Annotated in this window: 11 protein-coding genes; 10 read left to right on the top strand and 1 reads right to left on the bottom strand. The window is 73.9% G+C overall.

Annotated features, from left to right (window positions below; translation table 11 throughout):
• Positions 1-5 precede the first annotated feature (5 nt).
• From CXR44_RS10025 to CXR44_RS09985, 8 genes are all read left to right on the top strand, one after another.
• On the top strand, positions 6-1,367 hold the full coding sequence (locus tag CXR44_RS10025; RefSeq protein ID WP_245899031.1) for an FAD-binding oxidoreductase: 1,362 nt from the start codon (positions 6-8) through the stop codon (positions 1,365-1,367).
• A 171-nt stretch (positions 1,368-1,538) separates the two neighbouring features.
• Entirely contained in the window at positions 1,539-3,845 is a 2,307-nt protein-coding gene (locus tag CXR44_RS10020; protein ID WP_245899030.1) for a serine/threonine-protein kinase, read from the top strand.
• A gap of 101 nt (positions 3,846-3,946) precedes the next feature.
• Positions 3,947-4,585, top strand: coding sequence for a TetR/AcrR family transcriptional regulator (locus CXR44_RS10015; RefSeq protein ID WP_180903287.1), 639 nt, complete (start codon positions 3,947-3,949; stop codon positions 4,583-4,585).
• Between the two features lie 53 nt (positions 4,586-4,638).
• The gene (locus tag CXR44_RS10010) at positions 4,639-6,171 is read left to right on the top strand and encodes an acyl-CoA carboxylase subunit beta (protein ID WP_101785387.1); all 1,533 of its coding nucleotides are present in this window, start codon (positions 4,639-4,641) and stop codon (positions 6,169-6,171) included.
• Entirely contained in the window at positions 6,168-8,402 is a 2,235-nt protein-coding gene (locus tag CXR44_RS40065) for an acetyl/propionyl/methylcrotonyl-CoA carboxylase subunit alpha (RefSeq protein WP_219601725.1), read from the top strand. Before CXR44_RS10010 ends, CXR44_RS40065 begins: the two co-directional genes overlap by 4 nt.
• Positions 8,399-9,193 (top strand): enoyl-CoA hydratase-related protein, encoded by a 795-nt coding sequence (locus tag CXR44_RS09995; RefSeq protein ID WP_101784829.1) that lies wholly within the window; start codon positions 8,399-8,401, stop codon positions 9,191-9,193. The genes CXR44_RS40065 and CXR44_RS09995 overlap by 4 nt, the downstream gene beginning before the upstream one ends.
• The gene (locus CXR44_RS09990) at positions 9,193-11,109 is read left to right on the top strand and encodes an acyclic terpene utilization AtuA family protein (protein ID WP_101784828.1); all 1,917 of its coding nucleotides are present in this window, start codon (positions 9,193-9,195) and stop codon (positions 11,107-11,109) included. The genes CXR44_RS09995 and CXR44_RS09990 overlap by 1 nt, the downstream gene beginning before the upstream one ends.
• Positions 11,110-11,321: 212 nt before the next feature.
• Complete coding sequence (locus CXR44_RS09985; protein WP_101784826.1) at positions 11,322-11,783, top strand: hypothetical protein; 462 nt, start codon at positions 11,322-11,324, stop codon at positions 11,781-11,783.
• Positions 11,784-11,902: 119 nt separating this feature from the next.
• Here the strand turns inward: CXR44_RS09985 and CXR44_RS09980 are convergent, their stop codons facing one another.
• Positions 11,903-12,754 carry an SDR family oxidoreductase gene (locus CXR44_RS09980; RefSeq protein WP_101784824.1) on the bottom strand — a complete coding sequence of 284 codons (852 nt, stop codon included), beginning with the start codon at positions 12,752-12,754 and terminating at the stop codon, positions 11,903-11,905.
• Positions 12,755-12,806: 52 nt separating this feature from the next.
• On the opposite strand from CXR44_RS09980, the gene soxR reads away from it, so the two are divergent.
• Both soxR and CXR44_RS09970 read left to right on the top strand, forming a co-directional pair.
• Positions 12,807-13,265, top strand: coding sequence for a redox-sensitive transcriptional activator SoxR (soxR, locus tag CXR44_RS09975; protein ID WP_101784822.1), 459 nt, complete (start codon positions 12,807-12,809; stop codon positions 13,263-13,265).
• Between the two features lie 259 nt (positions 13,266-13,524).
• On the top strand, positions 13,525-14,331 hold the full coding sequence (locus tag CXR44_RS09970; RefSeq protein ID WP_219601724.1) for a GNAT family N-acetyltransferase: 807 nt from the start codon (positions 13,525-13,527) through the stop codon (positions 14,329-14,331).
• The last annotated feature ends 153 nt before the right edge of the window (positions 14,332-14,484 follow it).

Raw genomic sequence — 14,484 nt, 5'->3', positions numbered from 1 at the left:
TTCATGTGAGACCCATAGACGCCTTGGTGAGCGCCCTTCCCGAGGGCCGTGTCCTGACCGACCCCGACGTGGTCGACTCCTACGCGCGCGACCGCACCTTCGTCGAACCCGGCAAGCCTCTGGGGGTGGTGCTCGCCGCCTCGCGCGACGACGTGGTGACCACCATGCGGTGGGCGAGCGAGCACCGGGTGCCGGTCGTGCCGCGCGGCGCGGGAACCGGCCTGGCGGGCGCGTCGACGGCCGGTGACGGCTCGGTCGTGCTGTCGCTGCACCGGATGACCGCGATCAAGGAGCTGTCGCCCGCCGACGAGATCGCCGTGGTCGAGCCCGGCGTGATCACCGCCGACCTCGACCGGGCCGCGAGGCAGCACGGGCTCATGTACGCGCCCGATCCGTCCTCGTACGAGATCTCCACGATCGGCGGCAACCTGGCGACGAACGCCGGCGGTCTGCGCTGCGTGAAGTACGGCGTCACCCGCGACTCGGCGCTGGGCCTGGAGGTGGTGCTGGCCGACGGCCGGATCCTGCAGACCGGACGCCGCACGATGAAGGGTGTCACCGGCTACGACCTGACCGGCCTCTTCGTCGGCTCGGAGGGCACGCTCGGCGTGATCACCTCGGCGACCGTGCGGCTGCGCCGCGCCCCGGCGGCGCCGCCGGCGACGTTCGCGGCGGAGTTCGGCTCGCTGCGGGAGGCGGGCGCGGCGGTGGCGGCCATCATGGCGGCGGGCTGCCAGCCGTCGCTGATGGAGCTGCTGGACCGGGCCACGCTGGAGGCGATCGACGACTGGCGCAACATCGGCCTGGAGCCCGGCACCAACGCCATGCTCATCGGCCAGTCCGACGCCGCCGACGGCCAGGCCGTGGTCGAGCGGATGGAGCGGCTCTGCGTGGCCAACGGCGCCACGTTCGTGGCGGTCTCCTCCAGCCCGCAGGAGACCGAGGAGCTGATCGGCGTGCGCCGGATGGCCTACGACGCCAAGGAGCGCCTCGGCGCCTGCCTCGTCGAGGACGTGTGCGTGCCCCGCTCGGTGCTGCCCGACATGATCACCGCGATCGAGGCGGCCGCGGCCCGTCACGGCGTGAAGATCTGCACGGTGGCGCACGCCGGCGACGGCAACCTGCACCCGGTCTTCATCTTCGAGCGCGGCCTGCCCGAGCCGCCCGCCGACGTGTGGGCCGCGGCCGACGACGTCTTCCGGCACGCTCTGGAGCTCGGCGGCACGCTGACCGGGGAGCACGGCGTCGGCCTGCTCAAGCGGCGCTGGCTGGCGCTGGAGTCGGGGCCGGTGGCGCAGGAGGTGCAGCAGGGGATCAAGGCGGTGTTCGATCCGCTCGGCATCCTGAACCCGGGCAAGGCCATCTGACCTCACGGGCGGTGACGGCGTGCGGGCCGGTGAACACGGTCCGCACACGACCGCTGACACAGGACAACAAAACGTGAAAGATAGGTCACGTCCGCCCCACGTACCAAGCACCACGCTGGTAGCGTTCTGCCCCAGTTGTCGATATTTATGCATGCGTCTTGGGGGTCCGACGTGAATCAACACCAGCCGTTGGCGGCGGACGATCCGCGACGGCTGGGGGCCTACGAGCTCCTCGGCCGGCTGGGAGAGGGCGGGCAGGGTGTCGTCTTCCTGGGTCGCAGCGACTCCGGCGAGCAGGTGGCGGTCAAGCTGCTGCACCACGCCGCCGTCGCCGACCCGGAGGCGCGCACCCGGTTCCTGCGCGAGGTGTCGGTGGCCCAGCGGGTCGCCCGGTTCTGCACCGCCCCGGTGCTCCACGCCGACCTCGAAGGCAGCCGGCCGTACATCGTGAGCGAGTTCGTCCCGGGACCGTCCCTGCGCGAGCTGGTGCTGAACGAGGGTCCGCGCCGGGGAGCGGCGCTCGAACGGCTCGCGATCAGCACGGCGACGGCGCTGGCGGCGATCCATCGGGCCGGCATCCTGCACCGCGACCTCAAGCCCGCGAACGTGCTCATGGGCCCCGAGGGCCCGGTGGTGATCGACTTCGGCATCGCCCGAGCGCTGGACTCGCCCGGCGCCACGGCCACCGGCATGGCCATGGGCACGCCCTCCTACCTGGCGCCCGAGCAGCTCAGCGGCGGCGTGGTGTCGGAGGCGGCGGACGTGTTCGCCTGGGGCGTCACCATGGTGTTCGCCGCGACGGGCAAGCCCGCCTTCGGCGCCGACTCCATCCCCGTGGTGATGAACCGCATCCTGAACGAGGAGCCGCAGCTCGGCGGGATGGACGGCGCGATCGGCGAGCTGGTGGCGGCGTGCCTGTCGAAGGACCCCGCGCTGCGGCCCACGGCCGACGAGCTGATCGTGCGGCTCACCGGGCAGCCGGCGCCCAACACGGCCATCGAGCCGGTCACCGGCCAGCGCCTCATCCCCTTCCCCGGCGCCGCCCAGCAGGGCTCCACCGGCCCCCAGCAGGCCGCGTCCCAGCCGGGTCAGCACCCCGCCGGCCCCTCCGCCCCCGGCCCGCAGGCTCCTCACGGCGCCGCCCCGCACGCGGCCGCGTCACAGGCGACGGGACCCCACGGCGCCGCCCCGCACGGGACGGGACCCCACGGCGCCGCCCCGCAGGCGGCCGCACCCGGCGCCGCACCACACGGCACCGGACCGCACGGCGTCGCGCCGCAGGCCGCCGCACCGCACCAGGGTTTCCCGGGCGCTCCGGGACACCCCGGCCCTCAGCACCCCGGCCCTCAGCAGCAGGGCGGGCCGCACGCCGGCCACGCCCAGCCGGGCGGCCCGCAGCAGGGCAGCCCCCAGGGTGGACCCCAGGGTGGACCCCAGCAGCACGGCCCGCAGCCAGGGCAGCCCGGCCACCGCTTCGGCGCCCAGCCGCCCGGCGGGCAGGCTCCCGGGCAGGGCGCTCCCCCGCACGGCGTCCCCGGACAGCGTCAGCCGGAAGGCCGCTCGCCCGCCCGGCCGGCCACGCCCGCGGACCCCTCCGCCGTGAAGCAGCGCCGCACGCTCACCTTCGCCCTGTCCGGCGCCGCCGCCGCGGCCCTGCTCGTGGTCGGCGGCGCGGTCGTGGTCCAGGCGCAGAGCGGCGCCGGCGACAAGACCGAGGTGGTGCGGCCGGTGAACAACGCCTCGCGGGCCACCCCCACCACCGGCGCAGGCAACGGCCTGCCCTCCCAGCAGCCGGCGGTCGACCCGTCCGTCCTGCCGACCCTTGAGCCCGTGAGCCCGCCGGAGCTCGAGGAGGCCGAGGACCCGAAGACCGAGACGCCCGAGGACCTCCAGCCGATCCAGAGCGTGCCGGCGGAGAGCAAGCAGCACAAGGACCAGGTCACCGTCCCCAGCACCGTCCCCAGTGCCGGGCCGACCGCGAAGCCCTCGACGAAGAAGCCCTCGACCGAGCGGCCGGAGCCGAAGCCGACCGCGTCGAAGGAGTCGGACGACAGCGTGGCCCCGGAGCCGGAGCCGACCACCCCGACGACCTCCGGACCGGTCAAGGAGCTCCCCGCCACCCGGAAGACGCCGGCCAAGCCGGCACCGCAGCCGAACCCGTACACCGCCACCGGGGTGTGCGGCGCGGGCTACAAGGTGATCAACAGCCGCCCGCTCGGCGACGGCGCGACGATCTACCTGCTCTACAACGCGGGCGCGGGCAGGAACTGCGTGGTCACCCTGTCCAAGATGGTGCATCCCGGCAAGGTGCAGATGAACGCCCTCCTCCAGGTCAAGGACGGACCGAGCGCCAGCAACCCCGGCAGGTTCACCGCCTACGCCGGGCCGGTCCGGCTGGCGGCCAAGAACAAGTGCGTCATCTGGGGCGGCACCTGGGGCACCCGGACCTGGAAGTCCGGCTGGAGCCACTGCACCTGACCCGCCGGGCCCGCAGGCCCCCGCCCATCCCGAAGGCCCTCCGTGACGCGCGTCACGGAGGGCCTTTCGTTCCCCGGCCCGGCGCGGCTAGGGTGGTTGACGTGATCGTCAAGTCCGATCCGCTGACCGCCCGTGGCCGGCGCACCAGGGCGGCGCTGGTGCAGGCCGGCCGCGAGGCGTTCGACGAGCACGGGTACGAGGCCGTGCGGGTCGATGACGTCTGTGCCCGCGCGCGGGTCTCGCACGGCACCTTCTACACGTACTTCGACTCCAAGGAGGCGCTGTTCCGCGAGGTCGCCGCCGCGGTGGTGGGTGAGATGTTCACCGCGAGCGTCGTGGGGCCGGCCGCGCCCGGCGAGCCGTACGCCCGCATCGAGGCCGCCAACCGGCTCTACCTGCGGGCCTGGGCCGCCAACTCGCGGCTGATCCGGATGCTGGAGCAGGCGGCGACGGCCGAGGAGAGCTTCCGCGAGCTGCTGCTGGAGCTGCGCGAGGTGTTCGTGCGGCGCGGCGCCCAGGGGCTGCGCCGGCTCCAGGACCAGGGGCTGGCCGACCCCTCCCTCGACCCCCGGCTGACCGCCGTCATGCTCGGCGGCATGGTGGAGCACTTCGCGCACGTCTGGCTCGACCTGGGCGAGCGGGCCGACGAGGAGACGGCCGTCGGGCTGCTGACCACGCTCTGGGCCCGAGCCATCGGGCTGACGCCGACGTCGGATACGTCCCCCGAGGAGGGCCAGTGATCACGAGCAGACTGGATCCCGCCGACCCCGAGCACCTGCGGCGGCGCGCGGCCATGCTGGACAAGCTGGCCGCTCTGGAGGCCGAGCAAGCCAAGGCGGTGGCGGGCGGCGGCGAGAAGTACGTCTCCCGGCATCGCGCCCGCGGCAAGCTGCTGGCCAGGGAGCGGATCGAGCTGCTCGTCGACCCCGACTCGCCGTTCCTGGAGCTGTCGCCGCTCGCCGCCTGGGGCAGCGACTTCCCGGTGGGCGCCAGCGTGGTGACGGGGATCGGGGTGATCGAGGGCGTCGAGTGCGTGATCTCCGCCAACGACCCCACCGTGCGGGGCGGCGCCTCCAACCCGTGGACGCTGAAGAAGACGCTCCGGGCCGCCGACATCGCCTTCGCCAACCGCCTGCCGTTCGTCAACCTCGTCGAGAGCGGCGGCGCGGACCTGCCGACGCAGAAGGAGATCTTCATCCCGGGCGGGCGGGTGTTCCGCGACCTGACCCGGCTGTCGGCGGCGGGCATCCCGACGATCGCCCTCGTGTTCGGCAACTCGACGGCGGGCGGCGCGTACGTGCCCGGCATGAGCGACCACGTGGTGATGGTCCGCGAGCGCGCCAAGGTGTTCCTGGGCGGCCCGCCGCTGGTGAGGATGGCGACCGGCGAGGAGTCCGACGACGAGTCGCTCGGCGGGGCCGAGATGCACGCCCGCACCAGCGGCCTGGCCGACTACCTGGCGCTGGACGAGTACGACGCGCTGCGGATCGGCAGGCGCGTCGTCCGCTCGCTCGGCCGGCGCAAGCTGGGCGTCCGGCCGGGGCCCGTGCGCGAGCCGGCGTACCCAGCCGAGGAGCTGCTCGGGATCGTGCCGGAGGACCTGAAGATCCCGTTCGACCCGCGCGAGGTGATCGCGCGGATCGTGGACGGCAGCGTGTTCGAGGAGTTCAAGCCGCTCTACGGCGAGTCGCTGGTGACCGGCTGGGCCCGCCTGCACGGCTACCCCGTCGGCATCCTGGCCAACGCCCGGGGCGTGCTGTTCAGCGCGGAGTCGCAGAAGGCGACGCAGTTCATCCAGCTCGCCGACCGGTCGCGCACGCCGCTGCTGTTCCTGCAGAACACGACCGGCTACATGGTCGGCAAGGAGTACGAGCAGGGCGGCATCATCAAGCACGGCGCGATGATGATCAACGCGGTGTCCAACTCGACGGTGCCGCACCTGACCGTGGTGATGGGCGCCTCCTACGGCGCGGGCAACTACGGCATGTGCGGGCGGGCCTACGACCCGCGGTTCCTGTTCAGCTGGCCGAGCGCGAAGTCGGCCGTGATGGGGCCGGCGCAGCTCGCCGGCGTGCTGTCGATCGTGGGCCGCGCCTCGGCCGCCGCCCGCGGTCAGGCGTACGACGAGGAGGCCGACGCGGCGATGCGGGCGATGGTGGAGGCGCAGATCGAGGCGGAGTCGCTGCCGTTCTTCCTGTCGGGGCGGCTGTACGACGACGGGGTGATCGACCCGCGCGACACCCGCACCGTCCTGGGGATGTGCCTGTCGGCGATCAACAGCGCTCCGGTGCCGGAGCCCGCGGGATACGGGGTGTTCCGGCCGTGATCACGCGCTTGCTGGTGGCCAACCGGGGGGAGATCGCGCGGCGTGTCTTCCGGACCTGCCGGGAACTGGGCATCGAGACGGTCGCGGTGTTCTCCGACGCGGACGTCGGCGCGCCGCACGTGGCGGAGGCCGACCACGCGGTGCGGCTGCGCGGTGTGCGCCCGGCGGAGACGTACCTCGACGTGGAGCGCGTACTGGCGGCGTGCCGGACGGCCGGGGCGGACGCGGTGCACCCCGGCTACGGGTTCCTGTCGGAGAACGCCGAGTTCGCGCGGGCCGTGCTGGAGGCGGGCCTGGTGTGGGTCGGGCCGCCGCCGGAGGCGATCGCGGCCATGGGGTCGAAGGTCGCGGCGAAGCGGCTGATGGCCGAGGCGGGGGTGCCCGTCCTGCCGTCGCTGGAGCCGGACGCGGCCCTTCCAGCCGACTGGCGGTATCCGGTGCTGGTCAAGGCGTCCGCCGGTGGCGGCGGGCGGGGCATGCGGGTGGTGCGGTCCGCCGCCGACCTGGCGCGGGAGGTGGCCTCGGCGCGGCGGGAGGCGGAGGCGGCGTTCGGCGACGGCACCGTGTTCGTCGAACCACTGCTCGACCGGGCCAGGCACGTCGAGGTGCAGCTCCTCGCCGACGGGCACGGCACGGTGTGGGCGCTCGGCGAGCGCGAGTGCAGCGTGCAGCGGCGTCACCAGAAGGTCGTGGAGGAGTGCCCGTCGCCCGGGATCGGCGAGGAGACCCGGTCCCTGCTCCGGGAGGCCGCGGTCCGGGCGGCCCGCGCGATCGGCTACGTGGGCGCGGGCACGGTCGAGTTCCTGGTGCGGGGCGATCAGGTGGCGTTCCTGGAGATGAACACCCGCCTGCAGGTCGAGCACCCGGTGACCGAGCTGGTGCACGGGGTCGATCTGGTCCGGCTGCAGCTCGCGGTGGCCGAGGGGGCCGCCCTCGACGGCGCGCCGCCGGGGCCGCGCGGGCACGCCGTGGAGGCCCGGCTGTACGCCGAGGACCGCGACTACCTGCCCCGGACGGGGGTGCTGTGGCGGTTCGAGATCCCGGGTGACGTGCGGGTGGACTCCGGGGTGGAGTCGGGGTCGGAGGTCTCGCCGCACTACGACGCGATGCTGGCCAAGGTGGTCGCCCACGGGGCGAGCCGCGCGGAGGCCGTCAGGAAGCTCACGACCGCGCTGCGGCGCGCCCGGCTGCACGGCGTCACCACCAACCGGGACCTGCTCCTCGACATCCTGACCAGCCCGGGGTTCCTGGCAGGTGACACCCATGTCGGCTTCCTGGACGACCACCGCGCCGCCCTCTCCTCCGGCGCACGGCTCGGACCGGCCCCGAATCCCGAGGCCCCGGACACCGCCCACAGGACCGGCCCGACCGGCGGGACGGACGCGACCGTCCACGGGACCGACCGAACCGGCGGGACGGACCGAACCGGCGGGACGGACCGAAACCCGACCGCCCATGGGACGAACCCGGCCGGAGGGGCGGACGAGGCGGTCGATGGTGCGGACCAGGCCGGCGGGGACGACGGTGCTGCCCGCGCGGTGGCGTTGCCGGTGCTGGCGGCGGCGCTCGCCATGGCCGCGGCGCGGCGGCGGGCGGCGCCGGTGCTCGGCAGCCTGCCCTCCGGCTGGCGCAACGTCCGGTCACAGCCCCAACGGGCGAGGTTCGCCGAGGCCGAGGTCGTCTACCAGCCGCTGCCCGCCGGGGTGACGGTCGTCGCCGCCGCGCCGGACCGGGTGGTGCTGGAACGCGACGGCCTGCGGCACACGTTCGACGTCGCCCTGTACGGCGCCCACGACGCGGCCCACGACGCGGCCCATGACGCGGCCGGCGAGAGGGCCGGGGAGGGGGCCCACGACGGGGCCCACGACGGGGCCCGCGGCGGCGACCCGGCGCACGTCGCCAAGGTGTACGTCGACTCGCCGGGGGGCCGGGCCGAGCTGACCCCCTTGCCGGTGCTGCCCGAGCCCGTGGCGACGGTGGCGCCGGGATCGCTGCTCGCCCCCATGCCCGGCAGCGTGCTGCGCGTCGAGGTGCGGCAGGGTGAGCGGGTGGCGAAGGGGCAGCCGGTGCTGGTGCTGGAGGCCATGAAGATGGAGCATCGGATCGCCGCGCCCGCCGCCGGCGTCGTCTCCGGCGTCCACGTCGAGGAGGGGCAGCAGGTGCGGGCGGGAGCGGTGCTGGCGGTCATCGAGGAGACCGCCGGGAGGAACACTCAGGAGGAACACCCATGACGCGGCTGGTCCACAAGGAGCTCGCGAACGGCGTCGCGACGATCACGCTCGACTCGCCGCCGAACCGCAACGCGCTGTCCGTCCGGTTGCTCGCCGAACTGAAGGAGAGTCTCGGCTGGGCGCTGGCCGAGCCGCAGGCGCGGGTGATCGTGCTGACCGGCACGGGCCCGGTGTTCTGCTCGGGCGCCGATCTGAAGGAGCAGCGGGCCGACCGCGCCTCGGGCGCCGCCGACGCCCCGGTCACCGCGTCACTCCCCGAGATCCTCGCGCTGCTCTGGGAGAGCCCGAAGCCGGTCATCTGCCGGCTCAACGGCACGGCGCGGGCGGGCGGGCTCGGCCTGGTCGCCGCCTGCGACTTCGCCATCGCACCGGACACGGCGTCGTTCGCGTTCACGGAGGTACGGCTCGGCGTCGTCCCCGCCATGATCGCGGTGCCGGTGCTGCGCCGGCTGCACGCGAGGGCGGCCGCCGAGTACTTCCTGACCGGCGAGGTGTTCGACGCCGCGAGAGCCGTGGAGATCGGCCTGCTCACCCGGGCGGTGCCCGCCGACGAGTTGGACGCGACGGTCGAGCACTACGCCGGCATGCTGGTCAAGGGCGGGCCCGAGTCGCTCGCCATCACCAAGCGGCTGGTCAGGGATCTGCCGGGCGTCTCGTTCGAGGAGGGGCTGCGGCGGATGACGGCCCTGTCGGCGCAGCGGTTCACCTCGGAGGAGGGCCAGGAGGGCATCGCGGCGTTCATGGCCAAGCGGCCCGCCGCCTGGGTGCCGCCGGGCGGGGAGACGTCCTGATGCTGCGCGTCGCCAACTGCAGCGGCTTCTACGGCGACCGGCTCTCCGCGGCCCGCGAGATGGTCGAGGGCGGCCCGATCGACGTGCTGACCGGTGACTGGCTGGCCGAGCTGACCATGCTCATCCTGGCCGGCAACCGGCTCAAGGGCCGCCCCGGCTACGCTCCGACGTTCCTGCGGCAGCTGGAGGACGTGCTCGGGCCGTGCCTCGACCGCGGCATCAGGATCGTCACGAACGCGGGCGGCCTCGACCCGGCCGGCTGCGCCGCGGCGGTCCGCGAGCTGGCCGCCCGGCTCGGTCTGTCGCCCCGGGTCGCGCACGTGACCGGCGACGACCTGATCGGCCGCGACCTCGACCTGACGAATGCCGACACCGGCGAGAGCCTGGCGGCGACCCCGCTGACCGCCAACGCCTACCTGGGGGGCCGCCCGATCGCCACCGCCCTCGCGGCGGGCGCCGACGTGGTGGTCACCGGCCGGGTCACGGACGCCGCCCTGGTGACGGGGCCCGGCATGTGGCGTTACGGGTGGGGGCCGGACGATCTGGACGCGCTGGCCGGCTCGGTGGTGGCCGGGCACGTCATCGAATGCGGATGCCAGGCCACGGGCGGCAACTACGCGTTCTTCCGTGAGGTGCCGGACCTGGCTCACTGCGGATTCCCGATCGCCGAGCTGCACGCCGACGGGTCGTCGGTCATCACCAAGCATCCGGGCACGGGCGGGCTGGTCTCCACGGGCACGGTCACGGCGCAGCTCGTGTACGAGATCGCCGGGCCCCGCTACCTCGGCCCCGACGTGGTGGCGCGTTTCGACACCGTCGTCCTGTCCGACGACGGCCCCGACCGGGTCCGCGTCTCCGGCGTGCGGGGCGAGCCGCCGCCGGACACGCTCAAGGTGGCCGTCACCTACCCGGGCGGCTACCGCAACTCGATGACGCTGGTGCTGACCGGCCTCGACGTCGGGGCCAAGGCACGGCTGGCGGAGGAGGCGATCTGGGCGCGGGTGCCGCGCGAGTCGTTCGACACCGTCGACGTGACGCTCACGGACGGCGGGCTGCTGCGGATCACCGTCATGGACGCCGACCCGCGCCGGGTGGGCCGGGCCTTCTCCTCGGCGGTGGTGGAGACGGGGCTGGCCAGCTATCCGGGCTTCCACGCCCTCTCCCCTCCGGGCGACGCCTCGCCGTACGGGGTCTACTGGCCGGTGCTGGTGCCGGCGGGTGAGGTGCGCGCGGAGGTTTTCCTCGACGGCGTACGGCTGCCGGACGACCTCGGGCCGCCCTCCGCGACCGGGGGCGTCACCACGCCACCCCCTCCGGCCGCCCCCGCCCCGCCCGCGCAGGAAACAGCCGGGCACGCCGAAGCCACCGGGCGCACCGGGACCGCCGGGCACGCCGAGGCAGCCAGGGGCACCGAGGCCGCCGGACACGCCGAGACCCCGGGACAGGCGGAGACCCCGGGACACGCCGAGACCCCGGGACACGCCGAAGTCACCGGGCGCGCGGAGATCACCGGGCGCGGGGAGGTCGCCGGCGTGCCCGGGGGCGAGGGGCCGACGGTCCGGGTGCCGCTGGGCCGCGTCGCGGGGGCGCGGTCCGGTGACAAGGGCGGCAACGCGAACCTGGGCGTCTGGGTGACCACCGCCGCCCAGTACTCCTGGCTCGCGGCCACGCTCACCCCGGCCCGTCTGAAGGAACTGCTGCCCGCCCTGGCCCCGTACCGGGTGGACCGGTACGAGCTGCCCAACCTCAAGGCCCTGAACTTCGTCGTCCACGGCCTGCTGGGGCGGGGTGTGGCGGCCGGCACCCGGATGGACCCGCAGGCCAAGGCGCTGGGCGAGGAGCTGCGGGCCCGGCCCGTCGAGCTGCCCGCCCACCTGCTGACCGCGACCACCGGCGGGGGGTTCCCTCCGTCCTGAAGACCCTGCCCGAGACCGGTTCCACCGTCGGCTCACCCCACCGGAGCCGGACCAGTCACCCGGCCGAAGGTGCGTGAGGGGCCGCTAGACGATCTGCCCTTATGCCCCAGCAAGCGATATAAAGGATCATCCATGCCCGACGCGGCGGGACGGTTCTATATAGGGGCATCAGGGGGCACAAGATGAGAAGGGCGACAAGCATTGTCGCAGGGGTGATCGCAACGGCCGCAGCCGCGGCGCTCGCCATACCGGCTCAGGCCGACGCCGGTTCCACGCAGGGGCGGAATCCGTACCAGCCCCACGCGGTGTGCGGGAGCGGCTACAAGACCGTCAACCACGTCAGGCTCCGGACCGCGGACGTCTACCTCATGCGCGACAGGCGGAAGAACACCAACTGCGTCGTCACGCTGAAGAGACAGGACCTCGGGAGACCCACCCCCGTCACCGCCTCGCTCCATCGGGCGGCGCACGGTAGGCCGGTGCTCGACCAGGGCGGCATCGAGCAGGGTTCCTTCAGGTACTACGCGGGTCCCATCTATGTCCGGGCGACAGGGCCGATGCAGGTCGGCGGTGAAAGGCGCCTGGAGTCATGCGTGTTCTGGTCCGGAAACACCAGCCGTGACGTCAACCCGGCCAAGTGGATGCACTGCAACTCCGTTTCCAGTTACGAGTGACGTGTGACTCACCGGGTTTGACGACTATAGGTGGCCAGTGTGTCGGTGCGGCTCCCGCCGGCCTGCCGCGTCCCTGACCTCTCAAGGCGGTACGCCCAGGCATCGGCGACGTCCCGCGCCTACCGGAAGTCGGCCGCGTGGTCGTGCGCCCACGCGCGGAAGGTGCGGGCGGGGCGGCCGGTCACCTCCTCGACGGTCGTGGTGACCGGCTCCGGCTCGGCCACGATGGAGGCCCAGTGGTCGAGCGCGCCGTCCACCGTCGCGGGGTCGCCCCAGGCGGCGATCATCTCCTCGCGGGCCTCCTCCCGGGGCTGCTCGTCGAAGCGCAGCGGGCGGCCGATGACCTCGCCGATGATGCGCACCTGGTCGGCCTGGGTGACGATCTCCGGCCCGGTGAGCACGAGGCTGCGGCCGGCGTGGCCGTCCTCGGTCAACGCCCGGAAGGCCACGGCGGCGATGTCGGCCTCGTGGATGAGCGAACGCGCCGCGCCGGCGTACGGCGCGCGCACCACGCCGCGGGTCCGGATCTGCTCGGCCCAGTTGAGGGTGTTGGTGGCGAACCCGCCGGCCCGCAGGAACGTCCACTCCACGCCGGACCGCCGCACCAGTTCCTCGATCTGGCCCCACACCCCGTTCTGCGCCGCGTCGACCCCGTCCCGGACGGAGAAGGCGGAGACGTACACGACCCGGCGGGCGTGCCGGGCGATCGCCTCGACGACGGGCTCCGCCCCGGCGGCCGAGAAGGACGGCCACAGCAGGAACACCGAGCTCACGCCGTGCAACGCCTTCTCCACGGACTCGGGGTCGGTCAGGTCCCCGCGCACCGCCTCCACACCGCCGGGCAGCCCGGCCCGCGAGGGATCGCGGGTCAGCGCCCGCACCGGGACACCGGCCTCGTCCAGCAGGGGCACCAGGTGCCGGCCGATGTTGCCCGTGGCTCCGATGACCAAGATCTTGTCTGTCGTGTTCATGGGTCCATGCTCGAACTTAAACCTTTGTTGAAGTCAAGTTAGGCTGGCCGGCATGACCGTCCCTGCCGCTCCGGCCAAGGAGCTCACCATCGGCGAGTTGGCCGGACGCAGCGGCGTGCCCACGTCCGCGCTGCGCTTCTACGAGCGCGAGGGCCTCATCCGCAGCCGCCGCACCGCCGGGAACCAGCGCCGCTACCACCGCTCCACGCTGCGCCTGGTGGCCTTCATCCGTGCCTCGCAGACGGTCGGGATGCCGCTGTCGGTGATCCGCGACGTGCTCGCCTTCCTGCCGGAGGGGGCGCATCCGACTCCGGAGTTCTGGCGGCGGGCCTCGCAGTGCTGGAGCGAGGAGCTGAACGCGCGCATCGCCCGGCTGGAACGGATGCGCGACCTCTTCACGGACTGCGTCGGCTGCGGCTGCCTGTCGTTCGAGCGGTGCGCCCTGGTGAACCCGGGCGACCGGCTCGGCGGGGAGGGCGCCGGGCCACGCCGCCTCCTCGCGGACGCCTGACGCCGCCGGTGCCGTCGCGGCTGATGAGGCCACCCCTGCCGCAGGGCTGTCCCACCCACATCAACCGCCACAACACACTCCCCTCATCCTGTCCGGTACGGCGGCCGCGGAAACCCGATCAGGGCGTCCCCGTCCGCCCGGCGGGCGGCGAGCGGCGGGCGGCGGGCGGCGGGCGGCGGGCGGCGGGCGGCGGGCGGCGGGCGGCGGGCGGCGGCAAAACCCTTTGAGCCGCCGGTCCGGCATGCGGAAGGATGACCGCATGCTGATCCGCCGTCTGACCCTCGACGACCTCGACGCGTGCTCCCGGCTGGCCGAGAGCCGCGACTGGGGGCCGGAGCGGCACAAGTGGGGGCTGCTGCTCGACGTGGGCGAGGGCTACGGCATCGACGCGCCCGACGGCGACGGGCTCGCGGCGACCAACGTCCTGACCCGCTACGGCCACGACCACGCGGTGATCAGCATGGTGCTGACCGCCTCCCGCTACGCCCGCCAGGGGCTGGCGCGCAAGCTGATGGAGCACGTGCTGGCCGAGGCCGGCGAGCGCACGGTCTCGCTGCACGCCACCGACGCCGGCCGCCCCCTCTACGAGCAGCTCGGCTTCCGCGTCCTGAGCCGGGTCGTCAAGCACACCGGCGTCTTCCGGGGAGAGCCGTCCGGCCGGACCCGGCCGGCCACCGACGACGACCTCGGCATGATCCTGGCGCTCGACGCCGAGGTGTTCGGCGCCGACCGGTCGGCGCTGCTGCGGCGCATGGCCGGCTTCGGCGAGCGGGTGCTCGTCGCCGACGGCGGGTTCGGGCACTGCTGGCGCAACGACGGCGACGTCGTCATCGGCCCCGTGGTGGCCCGGGACCTGGCGACCGCGCAGGCGCTGATCGGCGACCTCGCCCTGCACGCCGGGGGCGAGGTGCGGATGGACATCGACGTGGCGCAGGCGGACCTGATCGGGTGGGCCGAGGCGCACGGCATGGGCGAGCCGTGGGCGGTGTCGCTCATGGCGCGTGACGGGCTGCCGCCCGGTGACCGGTCCCGGCAGTTCCTGCCGTTCATGCAGGCGCTGGGCTGAGTCGCACCGCGCGGGAGCGCCGTCCCGTGGTGGACGGAGTTCCGGATCTGTCAGCAACACGAGCCAAGCGCGTCTTATATGACGGTTTCTCGTAGAACGATCAACTTTGCCCTTTATGGCCGTACAATTGCGCGCAATTGCAGATCTCCGCTG

The organism is Nonomuraea indica (assembly GCF_002850745.1).
In the GTDB taxonomy this organism is placed as follows: Bacteria; Actinomycetota; Actinomycetes; order Streptosporangiales; family Streptosporangiaceae; genus Nonomuraea; species Nonomuraea indica.
The sequence above is the reverse complement of the archived record's forward strand: the minus strand, read 5'-3'. Positions and strand labels throughout refer to the sequence as shown.

What these genes read in the sequence shown, in the direction of transcription:
- CXR44_RS09995 (WP_101784829.1), top strand. Translation starts at nt 8,399, where the DNA reads ATGACGCGGCTGGTCCACAAGGAGCTCGCGAACGGCGTCGCGACGATC.
- soxR (WP_101784822.1), top strand. Translation starts at nt 12,807, where the DNA reads ATGACCGTCCCTGCCGCTCCGGCCAAGGAGCTCACCATCGGCGAGTTG.
- CXR44_RS10010 (WP_101785387.1), top strand. Translation starts at nt 4,639, where the DNA reads ATGCTGGACAAGCTGGCCGCTCTGGAGGCCGAGCAAGCCAAGGCGGTG.
- CXR44_RS09980 (WP_101784824.1), bottom strand. Translation starts at nt 12,754, where the DNA reads ATGAACACGACAGACAAGATCTTGGTCATCGGAGCCACGGGCAACATC.
- CXR44_RS09990 (WP_101784828.1), top strand. Translation starts at nt 9,193, where the DNA reads ATGCTGCGCGTCGCCAACTGCAGCGGCTTCTACGGCGACCGGCTCTCC.
- CXR44_RS09970 (WP_219601724.1), top strand. Translation starts at nt 13,525, where the DNA reads ATGCTGATCCGCCGTCTGACCCTCGACGACCTCGACGCGTGCTCCCGG.